Annotated in this window: 15 protein-coding genes and 1 pseudogene; 5 read left to right on the top strand and 11 right to left on the bottom strand. The window is 63.6% G+C overall.

What is annotated here, in order from left to right; genetic code table 11:
- Positions 1-119 precede the first annotated feature (119 nt).
- From astA to acs, 9 genes are all read right to left on the bottom strand, one after another.
- The gene (astA, locus tag RT028_RS03435; protein ID WP_312932476.1) at positions 120-1,151 is read right to left on the bottom strand and encodes an arginine N-succinyltransferase; all 1,032 of its coding nucleotides are present in this window, start codon (positions 1,149-1,151) and stop codon (positions 120-122) included.
- Positions 1,152-1,230: 79 nt separating this feature from the next.
- A complete protein-coding gene (aruF, locus tag RT028_RS03430; protein ID WP_312932474.1) occupies positions 1,231-2,250 on the bottom strand; it encodes an arginine/ornithine succinyltransferase subunit alpha in 1,020 nt (339 codons plus the stop codon).
- 145 nt (positions 2,251-2,395) lie between these two features.
- Positions 2,396-3,616, bottom strand: coding sequence for an aspartate aminotransferase family protein (locus tag RT028_RS03425; protein ID WP_312932472.1), 1,221 nt, complete (start codon positions 3,614-3,616; stop codon positions 2,396-2,398).
- 314 nt (positions 3,617-3,930) lie between these two features.
- Positions 3,931-4,911 carry a GlxA family transcriptional regulator gene (locus RT028_RS03420; RefSeq protein ID WP_312932470.1) on the bottom strand — a complete coding sequence of 327 codons (981 nt, stop codon included), beginning with the start codon at positions 4,909-4,911 and terminating at the stop codon, positions 3,931-3,933.
- Positions 4,912-5,161: 250 nt separating this feature from the next.
- On the bottom strand, positions 5,162-5,926 hold the full coding sequence (locus RT028_RS03415) for an ATP-binding cassette domain-containing protein (RefSeq protein ID WP_312932468.1): 765 nt from the start codon (positions 5,924-5,926) through the stop codon (positions 5,162-5,164).
- 22 nt (positions 5,927-5,948) lie between these two features.
- The gene (locus RT028_RS03410; RefSeq protein ID WP_312932466.1) at positions 5,949-6,647 is read right to left on the bottom strand and encodes an ABC transporter permease; all 699 of its coding nucleotides are present in this window, start codon (positions 6,645-6,647) and stop codon (positions 5,949-5,951) included.
- Complete coding sequence (locus RT028_RS03405) at positions 6,644-7,333, bottom strand: ABC transporter permease (protein WP_312932464.1); 690 nt, start codon at positions 7,331-7,333, stop codon at positions 6,644-6,646. Before RT028_RS03405 ends, RT028_RS03410 begins: the two co-directional genes overlap by 4 nt.
- An 89-nt stretch (positions 7,334-7,422) precedes the next feature.
- Positions 7,423-8,208, bottom strand: a complete 786-nt coding sequence (locus tag RT028_RS03400; protein ID WP_312932462.1) for an ABC transporter substrate-binding protein — start codon at positions 8,206-8,208, stop codon at positions 7,423-7,425.
- A gap of 491 nt (positions 8,209-8,699) precedes the next feature.
- The gene (acs, locus tag RT028_RS03395) at positions 8,700-10,661 is read right to left on the bottom strand and encodes an acetate--CoA ligase (protein ID WP_312932460.1); all 1,962 of its coding nucleotides are present in this window, start codon (positions 10,659-10,661) and stop codon (positions 8,700-8,702) included.
- Between the two features lie 439 nt (positions 10,662-11,100).
- Here acs and RT028_RS03390 point away from each other — a divergent pair, with 439 nt between their 5' ends.
- Positions 11,101-11,364: a DUF2790 domain-containing protein gene (locus RT028_RS03390; protein WP_312932454.1), complete on the top strand. Its 264-nt coding sequence runs from the start codon at positions 11,101-11,103 to the stop codon at positions 11,362-11,364.
- Between the two features lie 38 nt (positions 11,365-11,402).
- Here RT028_RS03390 and RT028_RS03385 read toward each other — a convergent pair whose 3' ends face one another.
- Positions 11,403-12,956, bottom strand: a complete 1,554-nt coding sequence (locus tag RT028_RS03385; protein ID WP_312932452.1) for a sigma-54-dependent transcriptional regulator — start codon at positions 12,954-12,956, stop codon at positions 11,403-11,405.
- Between the two features lie 259 nt (positions 12,957-13,215).
- Between RT028_RS03385 and phhA the strand changes: the two genes are divergently transcribed.
- The 4 genes and pseudogenes from phhA (at position 13,216) to RT028_RS03365 (ending at position 17,493) form a co-directional block, all read left to right on the top strand.
- The gene (phhA, locus tag RT028_RS03380) at positions 13,216-14,001 is read left to right on the top strand and encodes a phenylalanine 4-monooxygenase (protein WP_312932451.1); all 786 of its coding nucleotides are present in this window, start codon (positions 13,216-13,218) and stop codon (positions 13,999-14,001) included.
- A gap of 37 nt (positions 14,002-14,038) precedes the next feature.
- Positions 14,039-14,395 carry a 4a-hydroxytetrahydrobiopterin dehydratase gene (locus tag RT028_RS03375; protein WP_312932449.1) on the top strand — a complete coding sequence of 119 codons (357 nt, stop codon included), beginning with the start codon at positions 14,039-14,041 and terminating at the stop codon, positions 14,393-14,395.
- A 461-nt stretch (positions 14,396-14,856) separates the two neighbouring features.
- Entirely contained in the window at positions 14,857-14,985 is a 129-nt protein-coding gene (locus tag RT028_RS03370; RefSeq protein ID WP_312932447.1) for a hypothetical protein, read from the top strand.
- A gap of 350 nt (positions 14,986-15,335) precedes the next feature.
- Positions 15,336-17,493, top strand: a pseudogene (locus RT028_RS03365) (TonB-dependent siderophore receptor).
- Between the two features lie 643 nt (positions 17,494-18,136).
- Here the strand turns inward: RT028_RS03365 and RT028_RS03360 are convergent.
- Positions 18,137-19,627: an aldehyde dehydrogenase gene (locus RT028_RS03360; RefSeq protein WP_312932445.1), complete on the bottom strand. Its 1,491-nt coding sequence runs from the start codon at positions 19,625-19,627 to the stop codon at positions 18,137-18,139.
- Positions 19,628-19,635 lie beyond the last annotated feature (8 nt).

Below are 19,635 nucleotides of genomic sequence, written 5' to 3'. Positions count from 1 at the left end.
CTCGACGTCAACGGCCTGGGCCGCCCGCCCCTGCCACAGCACCGCCTGCGTGACAGGATCGAGCGACTGCACCAGCGCGCCCTCACCGACCTGCCACTGCCCCCCGATGTAATGCGTGCTCATGAGCGCGCCTCCCGCGCCACCGACAACGACACCGCACGCACGTGGTCACCCGCGCCCAGGCGCAGACGCTTGGCGGTCAACGGATCGACCACAAGTGTGCCGGCGGCCAGGCGCGCGGGCGCGGCCGTGATGCGGCAGTCTTCGCGCTTGCGGTTGTGAATGAGGTAGGGGGTGGCGTCGTCGCCCGGCGTGCCGACCGCCAGCACCAGGGTCTGGCTGTCGCGCACCGCGCGGATGCGCGCGGTCTCGCATTCGATGGCAGGGCCGGCGTCGAAGATGTCGACATAGCCCTGGTAGGTGAAGCCTTCGCGCTCGAGCATGGCCAGCGCCGGTTGAGTGTCGGCATGCACCTGGCCGATCACCGCGCGTGCCGCTTCGGAGAGGAAGCAGGTATACAGCGGGAACTTGGGCATCAGTTCGGCGATGAACGCGCGGTTGCCGACCCCGGTCAGGTAATCGGCCTGGCTGAATTCCATCTTGAAGAAGTGCCGGCCCAGGCTTTCCCAGAACGGTGAACGGCCAGCGGGGTCGGACATGCCGCGCATTTCGGCAATCACTTTCTTGCCGAACAGCTCGGCGAATTCGGCCATGAACAGCAGCCGCGCCTTGGACAGCAAGCCGCCGTTCAGGCCGCTGCGGTAATCACTGCGCAGGAACAGCGAGCACAGCTCGGCGTTGCCGGTGAGGTCGTTGGCGAGGAACAGCGTGGGGATCTCGCGGTAGATGTTCAGTTCTTGCGAGGCGCTGACCGTGAGGCCTACGCGGTAGTTGTACCAAGGCTGGCGCAGGCCCACGGCGCCGGCGATGGCGGAGATGCCGATGACCAGGCCTTCGTCGTTTTCCAGCACGAACAGGTAGTCGGTGTCGCCGCGCTCGGCTTCACCGCGAAAGCTTTTCTCGGCCCAGGTGACGCGCTGCGCCAGCCGCGCTTCGTTGGCGGGCAAGGTGGTCAGGCCGATGTTGCCGGTGCTGCGCGCCAACTCGATCAGTGCCGGTAAATCGCTGCTGCGTACTGGACGAACGATCATGCTTTCTCCTTGAGCGGTGGCCTGTGCCTGCCGCGAAACTCACTGTTACCGCGCCCATCGGCGCCCCGGCGGTCAGGGCTCAGACGGCAACCAGACGCACGCTCGCACCCTCGCCAACGCCCAGCGCATCGGCCGCTTCCAGGCTCAACAGCACCGGCTGCCCCGGTGCCCAGTCCAGTTCCAACACCACCGCGCGGTAGTCTTGCAATTGGCCATTGCAGACCAGGTAGGCACGCCCACCGGGCGTGGCAGCGGGGTCGATCTTCACGTCGGCGACCTGGCTCTGGGCGATGGAGCGAATGCCCGAGGTGCGTGCGTGCAGGGTCGGGCCGCCGTCGAAGATGTCGATGTAGTGCTCGGTCTCGAAGCCCTCGCGCATGAGGATGTCGAAGGTGATCTGCGCCCGCGGGTGCACCTGGCCCATGGCCTCTTGCGCGCGGTCGGGCAGCAACGGCACGTAGATCGGGTAGTTGGGCATCAGTTCGGCGAGAAAGGTGCGGCTCTTCAGCCCGCACAGGCGCTCGGCCTCGGCATAGTTGATGGCGAAGAAATTGCGCCCGATGGAATCCCAGAACGGCGAGTCGCCCTGCTCGTCGCTGTGACCGACGATCTCGGTGACCACCGACTCGGCGAAGCGCTCGGGGTGCGAGGCCATGAACAGCAGGCGCCCGCGGGAATTGAGCTCGGCCCAGGCACTGCTGACCAGTTCCGGCACGACGTAGAAACTGGTGAGCAGGCTGTTGCCGGTGAGGTCATGGCACAGCGACAGGACGTGAATCTTGTTGTGGATCTTCAGCTCGCGTGAAGCGTGCACGAAGGTCTCGTTGCGAAAACTGTAAAAGGGCTCGGAGTAGCCGGCTGAGGCAACGATGGCCGAGCAGCCAGCCAGGCGCCCGGTGCTGCTGTCTTCGAGCACGAAGAAATAGCGTTCCTCGCCGTTGAAACTGACTTCGGCGGCAAAGGACGTTTCCGAGGCGGCGATCTTGTCGCCCAGACGCCCGGCGTCGTCGGGCAGCGAGGTGACACCGATGGGGCTGTCGGCAGCCAGGCGCTGCACTTCATTCAGATCAGCCATCTGCGCGGGGCGCATTACCAGCATGGTGTCACTCCTTCGAGGGAAACGCGCCGGCCAGGCCGACACGGGGAAAAACGGCTGCGTGGCTTGCAACGAGCGCACGCAGCCGCTGGATCGATTCGTGGCCCGGCGTCAGCCGATGGGCCAACACAGGGCTGGGCGACGCAGGTCAGGCCTGGGTCAGACGAGCCACGGCGCGGGCGAAACGCTCCAGACCTTCATCGATGTCGGCATGGTCGATCACCAGGCTCGGGGCAAAGCGCACCACGTCCGGGCCAGCCTGCAGCACCATCACGCCTTCCTGCTCGGCGGCGTTGAGCACGTCCTTGGCCTTGCCCGCCCAGGCGTCGCTCAACACGCAGCCGATCAGCAGACCGACGCCACGCACCTGGCTGAACAGTTGGTGCTCGCTGCCGATCTGCTCCAGACGGGTCTTGAAGCGCTGGTGCCGCTCGCGGATACCCGCCAGGGTTTCAGGCGTGTTGATCACATCCAGCACCGCGCAGGCCACTGCGCAGCCCAGAGGGTTGCCGCCGTAGGTGGTGCCATGGGTGCCAGGGGCGAAATGCGCTGCCCACTCGCTGGTGGTGAGCATGGCGCCGATCGGGAAGCCGCCGCCCAGGCTCTTGGCGCTGGTGAGGATGTCCGGGGTGACGCCGAAGTGCTGGTACGCGTACAGCGAGCCGGTACGGCCTACGCCAGTCTGCACTTCGTCGAAGATCAGCAGCGCGTTGTGCTGGTCGCACAGGGCGCGTGCGCCCTCCAGATAGGCCTTGTCGGCCGGGACCACGCCGCTCTCGCCCTGGATCGGCTCGATGACCACCGCGCAGGTTTTATCGGAAATCTGCGCTTTGAGCGCGTCCAGGTCGTTATAGGCGACGTGGCTGATGCCCTCGATTTTCGGTCCGAAACCGTCCGAGTATTTCGGCTGGCCGCCGACGCTGACGGTGAACAGGGTACGGCCGTGGAAGCTGTTCACGGTGGAGATGATTTCGTGCTTGTCCGCACCGAAGCGGTCATGGGCCACACGACGGGCCAGCTTGAACGCAGCCTCGTTGGCTTCGGCACCGGAGTTGCAGAAGAACGCGCGGTCGGCGAAGGTGGCGTTCACCAGTTTGTGCGCCAGGCGCAGGGCCGGCTCGTTGGTGAAGACGTTGGACACGTGCCAGAGGGTGTTGGCCTGCTCGGTGAGCGCCTGGACCAGCGCCGGGTGGCAATGGCCGAGGGCGTTGACCGCGATGCCGCCGGCGAAGTCGATCAATTCGCGCCCGGACTGGTCCCACACGCGAGAGCCCTGGCCGCGAACCGGAATGAACGCCGCCGGCGCGTAGTTGGGAACCATGACCTGGTCGAAATCGGCACGTTGCACCGGGGCTTGCTCAACGGACATCAGAATCTCCTGAAGCGGAACGCTGGCCGGGGGCAGCGAGCGTTTGGGGATTGTAAGGACTGGGCGTCGCCTGTCCTTGCAGCCAGGCGACATCTTGTTACAGCGCCACACCCCGCTACCACCAGGCTGTTGGCAATGCGACACAGACGGTCACAATCGCGCAGTGTAACGGCACGGCGAGGTGGCGTGAACGGGGGGTCAGTTTGTGAATCGGGTTTATTGCAGCGCGGCTGAGGCTTTGGGCGTGGGGTGCGCAGGGCGCAGCCGATCTGGTTTGCGGCACCTCAGCCCCATTTGCCTCACCCCTGCTCGCCTCAGCCCTTCTCCACCGGCGCCGAACTCAGCTCGAACGGGCTGTTGCTACGGCGCTGATTGCGGTCTTCGCGCGGGGTGGCGCCGAAGAAATTGCGGTAGGCGCTGGAAAAGTGCGGGCCCGAGGAAAAGCCGCAGGAGAGGCCGATCTGAATGATCGACTTGCTGGTCTGCATGAGCATCTGCCGGGCCTTGTTCAGGCGCAGCTCGAGGTAGTACTGGCTCGGCACGCGGCTCAGGTACTGCTTGAAGATCCGCTCCAACTGCCGGCGCGATACGCAGACGTGCTGGGCGATCTCGTCGGTGGTCAGCGGCTCTTCGATGTTGGCCTCCATCAGCAGCACGGCCTGGGTCAGCTTGGGATGGCTCGAGCCCAGGCGGTTCTGCAGCGGAATACGCTGGCGCTCGCCACCCTCACGAATGCGCTCTACCACCAGCTCTTCGGACACCGCGCCTGCCAGCTCGGCACCGTGGTCACGAGCCAGCATGGCCAGCATCAGGTCGGTCACGGCCATGCCGCCACAGGCGGTGAGGCGGTCGCGGTCCCAGTCGAACAGGTGGCTGGTGGCGATGGCCTTGGGGAAACGCTCGGCAAAGTCATCCTGCCAGCGCCAGTGCACGGCCGCCCGGTAGCCATCCAGCAAGCCGAGCATGGCCAGCGGATACACCCCCGCCGACAGCCCGCCGATCACGCAGCCGGCACGCGCCAGTTGCTTGAGCGAACTGGACACCGCCGCGGTAATGGCCTGGGGCGGCTCGTCGGCCAGCAGGAACAGCTTGTCGCAGCCTTCCAGGCGGCTGCCCCAGGCTTCGCCCGGCAGACGCCAGGCTTGCTCGGGCGTGGCTTCGGCCTGGACGAACAGCAGTTCGTAACTCACATCCGGGTGTACCCGCTGCGCCACCTCAAGCACTTCCTCTGCCAGTGCGAGGGTCAGCGGACGGGTGCTGGGCCAGATGAGAAAACCGATACGCTGGGTGGTCATAGGGTGCGGTCCGAAACCTGTTCGAGTCTGAGGCGCCAAGGGTAGCTCAGCCTCTGTACGCAAAGCCTTGATATGCGTTCATGAACGCCTTGCAATGAGGCCAGAAAGGTCCTGCACACCAAGACGGTGACGTGCGGCCAACAGCATGGCGCGGCAGCTGCCGCCTCGCTTGACCTTCGCCACGCGGCACCGTGCACAGGACCAGCAGTCGCTGCGCAGGATGCCCTATTCTGGTGCAAAGCGGCAGCCTCTATTTCAAGCTACCCGAGAGAAACTGCTTGAGCCGCTCCGATTGCGGGTTGGCCAGCACCTCGCGCGGGTGGCCGGTTTCCTCCACGATACCCTTGTGCAGGAACAACAGCTGGTTGGACACCTCGCGGGCAAACCCCATCTCGTGGGTGACAACGACCATGGTCCGGCCTTCCTGGGCCAGGCCCTGCATGACTTTGAGCACATCGCCGACCAGTTCCGGGTCGAGTGCCGAGGTCGGCTCGTCGAACAGCATCACCTCAGGCTCCATGGCCAGGGCCCGAGCGATGGCCACGCGCTGCTGCTCACCGCCCGACATGTGCCCCGGGTAGGCATCCTTGCGGTGCGCAACGCCGACCTTGGCCAGGTAATGCTCGGCTTTTTCCAGGGCGGCTTTCTTGCTCATGCCCAGCACGTGCACCGGCGCCTCGATGATGTTTTCCAGCGCCGTCATGTGTGCCCACAGGTTGAAGTGCTGGAACACCATCGACAGACGCGAACGCATGCGCTGCAGTTGCTTGTCATCGGCGGCGCGCAGCGCGCCATCCTTGCCGGCAACCAGCTTGAGAGGTTCGTCGTTGAGCAGGATCTGCCCACCGTGCGGCTGCTCCAGCAGGTTGATGCAGCGCAGGAAGGTCGACTTGCCCGAGCCGCTGGAGCCGATGATGCTGATCACATCGCCCGCCTTGGCCGCCAGAGAAACACCCTTGAGCACTTCATGGCTGCCGTAGCGCTTGTGCAGGTCTTGGACTTGGAGTTTGTACATGCTGTCGGTTCTCACAGAGCGTTCAGTGCTTGCGCGGCGCCAGGTAGCTGAGCCAGCGGCGCTCGGCCAGCTTGAACAGGCGTACCAGGATGAAGGTCAGGCACAGGTAGAACACCCCCGCCGTGATGTAAGCCTCGAAGGGCAGGTAGTACTGGGCATTGACGGTGCGCGCAGCGCCGGTGATGTCGATCAGGGTCACGATCGAGGCCAGGCTGGTGGTCTGCAGCATCATGATCACTTCGTTGCTGTACTGCGGCAGCGCCCGGCGCAGGGCCGAGGGCAGGAGGATGCGCCGGTACATCTTCAGGCGCGACATGCCCATGGCCTTGGCTGCCTCGATCTCGCCATGGGGCGTGGCCTTGAGGCTGCCGGCAACGATTTCGGCGGTATAGGCACTGGTGTTGATGGCAAATGCCAGGCACGCGCAGAAGGTCGCGCTGGACAGCCAGGGCCACAACACGCTTTCGCGCACGGCCTCGAACTGGGCCAGGCCGTAGTAGATGAGGAACAGCTGGACCAGCATCGGCGTGCCGCGGATCACGTAGGTGTAGAGCCAAGCGGCGCCGTTCACCAGAGGGTTCTTCGAACAGCGCATGAGCCCGAGAGGGATGGCAGCCAACAGGCCAAAGAACAGCGAGATCAGCAGTAGCTTCAAGGTGGTCAGCAGGCCACCCAGGTACAGCGGCATGGCCTCCCAGATGACGGTGTAATCGAAAATCATAGTTCAGCCGCCTTGACGCCCACCGAGTAGCGCCGTTCGAGGTACTTCAGCGCCAGCAACGAAACACTGGTCAGCACCAGGTACAGCGCCGCCACAGCAAGGAAAAAGGTGAAAGGTTCGCGGGTAGCATCGGCTGCCTGCTTGGCCTTGAACATCATGTCTTGCAGGCCCACCACCGAGACCAGCGCAGTGGCCTTGGCCAGCACCAGCCAGTTGTTGGTGAAGCCCGGAATCGCCAGACGGATCATCTGCGGCACCATGATGCGGAAGAACACCTGCCGGCTGTTCATGCCATAGGCCACACCCGCTTCGGCCTGGCCCTTGGGAATACCGAGAAAGGCGCCGCGGAAGGTTTCCGAGAGGTAGGCACCAAAGATGAAGCCCAGGGTGCCGATGCCGGCCGCCAGTGGGTTGATGTCGATGAAATCGTCATAGCCCACCAGCGGGCCCAGGCGATTGATGATGTCCTGGCCGCCATAGAAAATCAGCAGGATCAGCACCAGGTCGGGAATGCCGCGAATGACCGTGGAATACAGGTCGCCCAGCCAGGCGAGCCAGCGCACCGGCGACAGGCGCAACGCGACGCCGATCAAGCCGAGCACCGTGGCCAGCGCCATCGACGACAGGGCCAGCTGCAACGTCAGCCAGGCGCCATCGAGGATGACTGCCCCGTAGCCTTTCAACATGTTTGGAATTCCTCACGGCTTGGAAAATAAAAATGGTGCAAACCTCAGACCTTCTGCTGTTTGCACCATTGCACGGGCAGCGCCAGCGATTACTGGGTGTCTGGACCGTAGATGTCGAAGTTGAAGTACTTGGCTTCGATCTGTTTGTACGTGCCGTTGGCACGGATTGCGTCGATGGCGGCGTTGATACGCTCGCGGTTGGCGTCGTCGCCCTTGCGCACGGCGATGCCGATGCCGTCACCGAAGTACTTGGCGTCGGTGAAGGCCGGGCCAACGAAGGCAAAACCTTTACCGGCGTCGGTTTTCAGGAAGCCATCTTCGAGCAGGGTGGCGTCGGCGATGGTGCCATCCAGACGACCGGCTTCGACATCCAGGTAGACCTCGTTCTGCGTGCCGTAGGGAACGACGGTCGCCCCCTTGGGCGCCAGCACTTCCTTGGCGAAGCGGTCATGGATCGAACCGCGCTGCACGCCGATCTTCTTGCCTTTGAGCTCATCCATGCTGTCGCCGACCGCAGTGCCTTCCTTCATCACCAGACGGGCTGGGGTCAGGTAGTAGCGCTTGGTGAAGTCGACCGATTTCTTGCGGTCTTCGGTAATCGACATGGACGACAGGATGGCGTCGATCTTGCGCACCTTGAGTGCCGGAATCAGGCCGTCGAACTCTTGCTCGACCCAGGTGCACTTGGCTTTCATCTGCGCGCACAGGGCGTTGCCGATGTCGTAGTCGAAGCCCGCCAGGCTGCCGTCAGGCTGCTTGAAGGCGAACGGTGGGTAGGCGGCTTCGATGCCGATCTTCAGCGGCTTCTCATCGGCATGCGCGACCAGGGACAACGCGGACAGCGCCAAAGCGCCGAACAGGGCAAGCTTCTTCATCAGGTAACTCCATCGGTACGGGGCAATGCAGGACAGTGTAACGGCTGCCAGGAATGCCAATGGGTACAGCGCGGGCCGCGGGCGTGGACAATCGTCCCAAACCTCAAGCAATCAGGTGGCATTTTAGCGACAGGCGGAACCACGATATTTCTTCAAAGCGACAACTACGTACAGAAGCGCTTGAACGGGAAGCGGATGGCATTGACAGCTCCAGCTGAATATGCAAGAGCAAAAGGAAAGCAACCTAAGGATCAAGCAACAAGCGGGCCTATTATTCGCAAAGCCAGGTAATCCGGCAAGTGCAGCGACCAGGCTTTACCCATCGGCCGCGTTATCGCCCCACAAAAGCGCGCCATTGTTTCGCAATGCCCCGTTTCTACGCGGTGCTGGCGCAACCCTCGGCCAGGGGTGTCTGCCGAAGTAACGGACGCCCAACGTAAAAGCCCCGCCTGTCGAGGGCGGGGCTTGCAGGGCTGAGCCTGTTCGGTGAATCAGGCGCTGGCGCGGTTCATCGACTTGTGGGTATCGATCAGGTGCTGCACGACACCCGGATCGGCCAGGGTCGAGATGTCACCCAGGGCGTCGTACTCGCCCGTGGCGATCTTGCGCAGGATACGCCGCATGATCTTGCCAGAGCGGGTCTTGGGCAGCCCCGGCGCCCACTGGATGACATCTGGCGAGGCAATCGGGCCGATTTCCTTGCGCACCCAGTTTTTCAGCTCCAGGCGCAACTGCTCGCTCGGCTCCTCACCGGCATTGAGGGTCACGTAGACGTAGATGCCCTGCCCTTTGAGGTCGTGCGGCACACCCACCACTGCCGCTTCGGCGACCTTGCTGTGAGCGACCATCGCGCTCTCGATCTCGGCGGTGCCCATGCGGTGGCCCGACACGTTGAGCACGTCGTCGACACGGCCCGTGATCCAGTAGTAGCCATCTTCATCCCTACGGGCGCCGTCACCGGTGAAGTACATGCCCCGGAACGTCTTGAAGTAGGTGTCGACGAAACGGTCGTGATCGCCGTACAGCGAGCGCGACTGGCCTGGCCAGGAGTCGAGGATCACCAGGTTGCCCTCGACCGCGCCGTCCATGATGTTGCCCAGATTGTCCACCAGCGCCGGTACCACACCGAAGAACGGACGGGTCGCCGAGCCAGGCTTGAGCGCGGTGGCGCCCGGCAGTGGGCTGATCAGGATGCCGCCGGTTTCGGTCTGCCACCAGGTGTCGACGATCGGGCAGCGTTGCTTGCCCACGGCGTTGTGATACCAGTTCCAGGCCTCGGGGTTGATCGGCTCACCCACCGAGCCGAGCAGACGCAGGCTGGAGCCATCGGCGCCGGCCACGGCCGCTTCGCCTTCGGCCATCATGGCGCGGATGGCGGTCGGTGCGGTGTAGAGGATGTTGACCTTGTGCTTGTCGATGATCTTCGACACGCGGGTGATGTCCGGGTAGTTCGGCACGCCCTCGAACAGCACCGTGGTGGCGCCGTTGGCCAGCGGGCCGTAGACGATGTAGCTGTGGCCGGTGACCCAGCCCACGTCGGCGGTGCACCAGTACACCTCGCCCGGGCGGTAGTCGAACACGCGCTCATGGGTCAGCGCGGCATAGACCATGTAGCCACCGGTGGTGTGCTGCACGCCCTTGGGTTTGCCGGTGGAGCCGGAGGTGTAGAGGATGAACAGGGTTTCCTCGGCGCCCATCTCTTTCGGCGCGCAGTGGCTGGAAGCCACTTTCATCAGGTCTTCGTACCAGATGTCGCGATGCTGGTGCCAGGCGATGTCGCCGCCGGTGCGCTTGCAGACGATGATCTTCTGCACCGTCGAGGTTTCCGGGTTGGTCAGGGCCAGGTCCACATTGGCCTTGAGTGGCGTACGCCGGCCGCCGCGCACGCCTTCGTCGGCGGTGATCACCACCTTGGAGCGGCAGTCGATGATGCGCCCGGCCAGCGCTTCAGGGGAGAAGCCGCCAAACACTACCGAATGGATTGCCCCGATGCGGGCACAGGCCAGCATGGCCACCACGGCTTCCGGGATCATCGGCATGTAGATGGTCACCACGTCGCCGCGGTGCACGTCCTGGCCACGCAGGGCGTTGGCGAACTTGCAGACGTCTTCGTGCAGCTCGCGGTAGGTGATGTTGCGCGAATCGGCAGGGTCGTCGCCTTCCCAGATGATCGCAATCTGATCGCCGCGGGTTTCCAGGTGACGGTCAAGGCAGTTGTAGGCAACGTTCAGAGTGCCGTCGGCAAACCATTTGATGTCGACGTGGTGATCGTCGAAGGAGGTCTGCTTGACCTTGGTGAAGGGCTTGATCCAGTCAAGGCGCTGGGCCTGCTCACGCCAGAAGCCGTCCGGGTTGATCACCGACTGCTGGTACATGGCCTTGTAGGTGGCCTCGTCGGTCAGGGTGGTGGCCGCTACGTCGGGACGAACGGGATACAGTGGAGCCGCACTCATCTCTGATACCTCGGTTTAATAGTTGTTTTTGTATGGAACCGTTTTAACTGTACCAGAGCGCACAAGGCCATTCGACGTTGGTAGTAGCGCGGCCCTTCCTTATTGCAGGCATCACCGGGCGGCTTATCGGCCAGCGTCCTCGATCAAGTACAGAATGTACCAGGGGGCACAGCCCGCGGCGATTCTTGTAGAAACACGAATAATGTTTATCAAAATGGCCGCTGTTTCAGGCAGTGCCCCAGGCCTAGACTTTCTCTCGCCAGCAACGGCTTGTAACACTGCCGACTGGTTGCACTACCAGCGCAACATGAACAACACCGACGACAGCCCCACGAAGGCCATATCGATCTCTGTTAGTTGTATATCCCGCCTGGATTATTCCACGCTGCGTTATTCAACGCCGCCTGCATCCAGGCAACTCAAGACAGGTTATTCAAACATGAAATATCTATTGGCACTGGCACTGGCACTGGGCAGCGTCTGCGGCATGGCGATGGCCGATGACGCCACCGAACAGGCCCAGGCAACTCCGATCGAAGCCTACAACTATTCGCAGCACCTGGACATCGCCCACATCGTGTCGATCAGCGACGTGCCCAATGTGTGCGCCGTGGTGCCGGCACGCATGACCTACGACGACTCGCAGGGCCACCGCCACGTTTTGGAATACCGGGTCATGGGCAACGGCTGCTCCAACGGCTGACACGCTGCTGCAAAAGGCCGCCTGGCGGCCTTTCGGCTTTACCCTTTATTCGCGCCATATTCGCGCAACTTATTGGCAATCGTGGTGTGCGAAACACCCAGGCGCTTACCCAAGGCTCGACTGGTTGAATGTTCTGCCGAGAGCCGCTGCAATACCGCCTTTTCAAAGCGCCCGACAATATCGGCCAAACTTCCCTCCAGCGAAAACTCACCCAACGGCTGGCGCCCGCCATAGTCCGGCAAACGGATGTGCTCGGCTTTGACTGTGCTGCCGTCACATAATGAAACTGCCTGAAAGATAACGTTCTCAAGTTGCCGGACATTGCCCGGCCATTGATAGTGCGCCAACTTTTCCATGGTACTGGGCGCTATTTCAGGCAAGGCGCAACCAATCTGTCGGCTGGCCTGATCGAGAAAATGCCCGACCAGGCCGCCAAGCCCATCCATGCACTCACGCAGCGGCGGAATGTGCAGGGACAAAACGTTCAGCCGGTGGTACAGGTCCTGGCGGAATTCGCCACGGGCGCACAATTCCGACAGGTCCACCTGGGTCGCGCAGATCACCCGTACATCGAGGTACACCTCGTCATCGCTGCCCACCCGGCGAAAGCAGCCATCCTGCAGGAAGCGCAGCAGCTTGGCCTGCAGCCGGGCGCTCATCTCGTCGACGCCGTCGAGGAACAGCGTGCCACCGGCGGTCAGTTCCAGCAGGCCCAGCTTGCCTTCGGCACGCGCGCCCTCGAACGCACCCGGGCCATAACCGAACAGCTCGGTTTCGGCCATGGATTCGGGCAGGCCGGCGCAGTTGAGCGCCATCAGCGGTGACGCGCCGCGCGGGCTGGCCAGGTGGCAGGCACGGGCCAGCAGCTCCTTGCCCGTGCCGGTCTCGCCTTCGATCAGCAACGGCGCATCCAGAGGCGCCATGCGCCGGGCTTCGCGGACCACCGCCGCCATCAGCCGTGAGCTCTGGAAGATGCTGTCGAAGCCGCGCAGCTCCTGCTTGCGCACGTTGTAGATGCGCTCGCCGATGCGGTCGGCGCGGTGCAGGGTGAGCACCGCGCCCGCCAGCGCTTCGCTGTCATCATGTTCCGATTGCAGGGGGGCGATGTCGGCCAGGAACACATCGCCCTTGAGCTGGACGCGCAGGCCGTTGACCCGCGACTTGTGCGCCCGCACCAGGGCTGGCAGGTCGAAGTCCTCGACGTAGCGCGACAGCGGCAGGCCCGGCACCTCATCGACGCGCACCCCGAGCAGCTGTGCGGCGCTGCGGTTGGCCGCCACGATGCTGCCGGCCATGTCGATGGACAGCACCGGGAACTCCAGCGCACCGAGCAGCGCATTGAGCTCCATGTGCCGACGCTCGCTGGGCATCAGCCCGACACGCTTGACGCCAAACACCCCGCCAATGGCTTCGAACTTGGGGCGCAGGGCCTGGAACTGCAGGTTCATCAGGTTCGGGCAATGCAGGTAGATGGCGTTGCCATGGTCACCGCCGACCTCGCCACGCAGCACGTTGATGCCGTACTCGACCAGCAGGTTGAGGATGTCCCGCAGGATGCCGATGCGGTTCTGGCAGTGGACTTTGATACGCATGATTGCTCTCACTGCGTCGGGTAAACACCTGAGACGCGAAAAAGTTGTAAAGAAAAGCTGACAAATAGAGTCGACAAGGCGCCTTCAAGCCGATGATTTTCCGCTGCCGGCATCGACTTGTAAAACATACGTTACGAACAGCGATTTTCATGGCGCCTTGGCGCGTGCCCACCCGCGTGCAGCCTCTGCGAACCCACGCTACAACTGAGCACCATGGATGCAGCCCACAACAATAAAAGCCCTCACTCAGGAGAGCGCCATGAAACAAACCCGTTACCTGGCCCGTGAGCCCGATGCACAAGGGTTCATCGAGTACCCCGAATCAGAACACGAGGTCTGGAACACCCTGATCACTCGCCAGATGAACGTGATCGAGGGCCGCGCCTGCGATGCCTTCTTCGACGGCCTGGCGCAGCTGGCGCTGCCCACCGAGCGAATTCCCCAGCTGAGCGAGATCAACCACGTGCTGGCCGCCACCACGGGCTGGCAGGTTGCCCGGGTGCCCGCGCTGATTCCGTTCCAGACCTTCTTCGAGCTGCTGGCCAGCAAACGCTTCCCGGTCGCCACCTTCATTCGCACCCCTGAAGAGCTCGACTACCTGCAAGAGCCGGATATTTTCCACGAGATCTTTGGCCACTGCCCGCTGCTGACCAACCCCTGGTTCGCTGAATTCACCCATGCCTATGGCAAGCTTGGCCTGGCTGCGAGCAAGGAGCAGCGGGTGTACCTGGCGCGGCTGTACTGGATGACCATCGAATTCGGCTTGCTCGACACCCCGCAAGGCACGCGTATCTATGGCGGGGGCATTCTCTCGTCACCGAAAGAAACCGTGTACGCGCTGTCGGACGCGCCGGAGCATCAGGCGTTCGATCCGGTCGAAGCCATGCGCACACCGTATCGCATCGATATCCTGCAACCGGTGTACTTCAAGCTGCCAAGCCTCAAACGCCTGTTCGACCTGGCCCACGAAGACGTCATGAGCATGGTCACCCAGGCCACGCAGCTTGGCCTGCATGCGCCGAAATTCGCGCCCAGGGCGGCCTGAGCCGCTCATCCCTTTTTCTATTCAAGGAACTGTACTGATGACCACGCTGAACCAGACCCACTGCGTCGCCTGCAGCGCCGATGCGCCGAAAGTCAGTGAGCAAGAGCTGGCAGAACTGATTCGCGAGATTCCCGACTGGGGCATCGAGGTGCGCGACGGCCACATGGAGCTCGAGCGGGTGTTCCTGTTCAAGAACTTCAAGCATGCCCTGGCCTTTACCAACGCCGTGGGCGCTATCGCCGAGGCCGAGGGTCATCACCCGGGCCTGCTGACTGAATGGGGCAAAGTGACCGTGACCTGGTGGAGCCATTCGATCAAAGGGCTGCACCGCAATGACTTCATCATGTGCGCGCGTACGGATGAAGTGGCGAAAGGGGCCGAAGGCCGCAAATAGACCTGCCTGCACCCATCTCCGTAGAAGCGGCCGATCCGGCGCGCCTACCCGGACCGCGCTTGTGCAGCGACCGTTACGCGCAGCTTGACCCCGTAGGAGCGATCGGTCCGGCGCTCCGGTCAGCCGCGATGGGCGGCGTAGCCGAGCCTCGGGGGTGCGATCTGCTTTTACGCGCTGTTGCGCGGCGGCTGGGGCAGGCCGGCTGCGCCGGCCATCGCGACTAAAGTCGCTCCTACAGGCGTGATCTCTGTCTGCAGGCACTCTTTTCTGCAGGAGTCGCGAGGGGCGGTTCAGCCGCCCCCAGGCTAGGACTTGGTGACCCAACCGAGCTGTCCTTCCACGGCCTTAAATCCCGATTTCACACGAACTGTCACACACAGTCCTGTATCCTGCGCGAGCTGCGGTGTGCTTGGGGCGCACCGGAAGCTGCCTTTTCACTCACACTTGCGAGGAACCTCGAGATGCATGAAATCCCGAACTTTCCCTTCCCAAGCCTGAACCCCGAAGAGCCCACCGTGACCGTCCATGCCGAGCCGATGCCTGCCGTCGACCAGGACGAAAACGATTCCCCCTGCGCCGACCAGGACTGACCGCGCACCCACAGGCAGTGTGAAAACGGCTGAGTCGCAGACGTCGACCCCAGCGCGTTTTCACACCGTTTTGCCGCCCCCCGGCAGATCGACACGCCTCTGCCTGATTCCAGCACCACGCTGATCGGGGGCGACCACGCCGCAAACTCCCTGACGCCGTCATGTGCCGATCTCACGCCCTGCTTACCTGAACGAACAGGTCTCCCTACAGCGCACAGGTTCGCCCCCACCCTAGAGCGATCCAACCTGATACCCTGTCGCGCGCGCCGACTGGCGCGATGCCATCCTCTTCCTCTTCGATTTGCCCCGGGCTTACGCGCATCTGTGACGACTGCCCTCAAGGAGCCCACATGCTTTCGCGTTCCCCTCGCCTGCCGTTGAGCCTGCTCGCGCTGAGCATCGCCCTGCCCGCCAGCAGCCTGGCTGCGCAGGAGGTGATACTGGCGCCGGTGCAGATCTCGGAGGTGGCCGGCAGCGAGGGCTACCAGGTTCGCCAAGCGCAGGTGACCGGCCCCTACAGTGCACCGCTGATCGACACCCCCGCCTCGGTCAGCGTGTTCAGCCAGGCGCTGCTGCAGGACCGTCAGGCGCGTCAGCTCAGTGAAGTGCTGCACAGCGACGCCTCGGTGGGCGAAAGCTATGCGCCCATCGGTTACTACGAAAATTTCAATGTGCGCGGCTTTGCGCTGAATGCGGCCAGCAGCTATCGCCTGAACGGCCAGACCCTGGCCGGTGAACAGAACGTGGCCCTGGAAAACAAGCAACAGGTCGAATTGCTCAAGGGCTTGTCGGGCCTGTACAGCGGCGTGTCGGCACCCGGCGGGCTGATCAACTACGTGAGCAAGCGCCCGGAGGATGTGCGCAGCGTCAGCGTGGCCAGTAACGAACAGGGCGAGCGCTACCTGGCCACGGACCTGGGCGGCTGGTTCGGCAGCGAACGCCAGTTCGGCCTGCGCGCCAACCTTGCCCATGAAGACATCCGCAGCTATGTCGAGCATGCCGACGGCCGCCGTGATTTCGCCTCGTTGGCCTTCGACTGGCAGCTCAGCCCCGACGCCACCTTGCAGCTCGATGCCGAGTACCAGCAGCGCCAGCAGCGCTCAGTGCCGGGTTACCAATTGCTGGGTAACAGCGCCCTGCCCCATCACGTCGACCCGACCGATCGCCTGGCAGACCAGGACTGGGCCAAGCCCGTGCAGAGCGATTCGCTGAACCTCGGCGGGCGTTTCGAGTACCGCTTCAACGACGCCTGGACCGGGGCTTTGAGCGCGTCGCGCAGCCAGGTCGTGATCGATGACTACAGCGCCTTCGCCTGGGGCTGCTATGGCGCGGCGAGCTGCGAGAATTCCGCAGTACCGAATCACTTCAGCCCGGAAGGCGAATACGACATCTATGATTTCCGCAGCCCCGACGACACCCGCCGGGTGGTCGAGACCCAGGCCACGCTCAACGGCCGCTTTCAGGCCCTGGGCATCGAGCATGACCTGACCCTGGGCAGCAGCGCTCAGCGGCGCACGCTGGATCAGCGGCCGACCTACAACGAATTCGTCGGCAGCGGCATCATCGGCCGCGATGCGCCGCAGTGGCCGGCTGCCGATCTGCCCTTGAACAGCAGCGAGCGCCGACTCGACAGCCGCCAGTACGGGGTGTTCTTCAGCGACACCCTGACGTTCGACGCGCACTGGCAGAGCATTCTCGGCGCGCGCCAGGTGCGCCTGGACGAACGTACCTGGGGCGAAGACGGCACGGCCGGCCGACATACCCAGCGCTATGAGCTGCTGCCCAATGCCGCCCTGCTCTACAAGCCCGAGCCCGACACCACCTTCTACCTCAGCTATGCCAAAGGGCTGTCCACCGGCGGCACCGCGCCCTGGTACGCCAGCAACGCGTCGGAGATTCTCGCCCCGACCCTTTCGCACCAGCTCGAACTCGGCGTCAAGCACGACTGGCAAGGCGTCAGCTTCACGGCGGCAGTGTTCCAGTTGCGCCAAGCGAATCAGTACACCCGGCCCAACGGCGACGACAGCTTCACCTACGTGCAGGCCGGCCAGCAGAAGAACACCGGCCTGGAGCTCGGCGCCAGCGGCCAGGCCACCTCGCGCCTGCAACTGCACGCCAGCGCCGCAGCGATTCGCGCCCGCGTGAGCGGCAGTGACAGCCCCGAGTACGAGGGCCACCAGGCGCTCAACGTGCCCACCCTGCGGGCAGCCTTGCAGGCCGATTACAGCCTGCCCGTTCCCGGCCTGGCGCTGCTCGGCGGCGCGCGCTACAGCGCCAGCAAGTACGCCGACCGCTCGGGGGATGTGTCGGTGGGGGGGTTATACGGTGTTCGACGTCGGCAGCCGCTACCAGACCCGTATCAATGGCTATGACACGGTGCTGCGGCTGACCGTCGACAACCTGTTCGACAAGCGTTACTGGCGGGATGTGGGGGATTATTTCGGCGACAACTATCTGTTCCAGGGTGCGCCGCGCACTGCTCGGGTGTCGGCCTCGGTGAGTTTCTGATCGGAGGGCGGTTTGGCTCGCAGGATCGAGGCTGTTCGTGTCAGGTTCTGGTTCGTCGTTGGTGGATCAGGGGTCGAGGCCTTGGGTGCGCCGCCGCAACTCTGTTAGCTGTTCTGTCGGCTTGGTGAAACCCGGGGCTATGTGTTTCTGAGGATGTGGCCCGATTTTCTGTGATTCATGCAGCAGATTGATGGGCAGTCAGGCACCTTTTCGCCTTTACGGCGACTTACTTTTGCACGGGCGCAAAAGTAAGCAAAAGGCCCCGGGCTCCACCAGCCGGCCCTCCGCTGCGCTACGGGTGCCCTGCGTTCCGGGGCTCTACGGGGCTGCGCGGCCTACGGTTTGCTGCGCAAACCTACATCTCGCGACTTCGGCTACGCCTCAGCGGCGCTACGCGCCGGCCCCTTCGAGCCCCTGCACTTCGGCCGACTGAAGTCGCGATCTCGGGTGTGTGGGCTGGCCAGTCATGAAGAGCAAGAGCGAGAGCATCGGCTATGGCGAAGGCGACAGGATGCGTAGGCCACCGATGAACCCGCAATCGCTACTGGCTCTACACAAAAAACCACGCCTCCCCACCCTGCGTGGAGGTGGGGAGGCGTGAACGGTGCCGAACGCCGTCAGAACAGCACCGGTGTTGCTCGGTTTACGACGCGTTGATCCAGATGGTCTTCAGCTCCGTGTACTGATCGTGCGCCCAGATGGACTTGTCGCGACCACCGAAGCCCGACTCCTTGTAGCCACCGAACGGTGTGCTGACATCCCCTTCACCGAAGCAGTTGACCGTCACCACACCGGCGCGGATTTCCCGCGACAGGCGCAGCGCATTGCGCAGGCTGCCGGTGTAGGCCGATGCGGCGAGGCCGTACACCGTGTCGTTGGCTAGCTCGATCGCTTCATCGATCGTCTCGAAGCTGGTCACGCTCAGCACTGGGCCGAAGATTTCCTCGATGAACAGCTTGCTGTCGCGGGTCACGCCATCGACGATGGTCGGCTGCACGCGCAAGCCCTCTTCGGTCTGGCCGCCCTGCACCACGTTCAGCTTGTGCTCGGCGGCGTAGTCCAGGTACGACTTGACCTTCTCGAAGTGCGACTTGCTGACCATGGCCCCCAGACGGTTGTCCGGATCGAGCGGGTCGCCCAGTTTCCAGTCCTTCAGGTGCTGGCCGATCAGGCCCAGCAGCTCGTCCTTCACGTCCTTGTGCACGATCAGGCGCGAAGAGGCCGAGCAGTTCTCGCCCATGTTCCAGAACGCACCCGCGGTGACGAATTCGGCGACCTCGTTCAGGTCTTCGCAGTCGTTCATGACCACGGCCGGGTTCTTGCCACCCAGTTCCAGGACGATGCGCTTGAGGTTCGACTCGGCCGCATATTTGAGGAACAGGCGGCCGGTGTCGGTGGAGCCGGTGAAGCTGACCATCGGGATGTCCATGTGGCGGCCGATGGCCTCGCCCACTTCACGGCCACCGCCAGGCACCAGGTTGAACACGCCAGGTGGAATCCCGGCTTCATGGCCCAGCTCGGCCACGCGCAGGGCGCTCAAGGTGGTTTCCTTGGCCGGTTTGACCACGATCGAGCACCCGGCGGCCAGCGACGGCGCGATCTTCCAGGCCAGCATCAGCAGCGGGAAGTTCCACGGCAGCACCAGGCCGACCACGCCGATGGCTTCACGCACCACCATGGTCACGGCAGCGTTGCCGGTCGGGGCGGTGGCGTCGTAGATCTTGTCGATCAGCTCGGCGTGCCAACGAATGGTGTGGATGGTTTCCGGCACGTCGACGTTCTGGCACTCGCTGACCGGCTTGCCGCTGTCCAGCGCTTCGAGCACCGCCAGTTCATGGGCGTTGTCTTCGAGCAGCTGGGCGAACTTCTGCAGCACGTGCTTGCGGTCGTTGGGCTGCATCTTCGACCAGGTGCCGGCTTCGAACACGCGCTTGGCGGCGGCCACGGCGACGTCGACGTCCTGCACGTCGCAGGCGGCGACTTCGGCCAGCTGCTTGCCGGTGGCCGGGTTGGTGGTGACGAAGGTGCGGCCCGAAATCGCGTCGCGGAACTCACCGTCGATGAACGCCTTGGTAGGCATTTGCAGTTCGGCGGCGATGGCCGCGTATTGGTCCTTGCTCAGTAATTCAGCCATGGTCGAGC

Origin of the sequence: Pseudomonas sp. (assembly GCF_032058845.1) — a bacterium.
GTDB lineage: Bacteria > Pseudomonadota > Gammaproteobacteria > Pseudomonadales > Pseudomonadaceae > Aquipseudomonas.
This window is presented reverse-complemented; position numbering and strand designations above follow the sequence as displayed.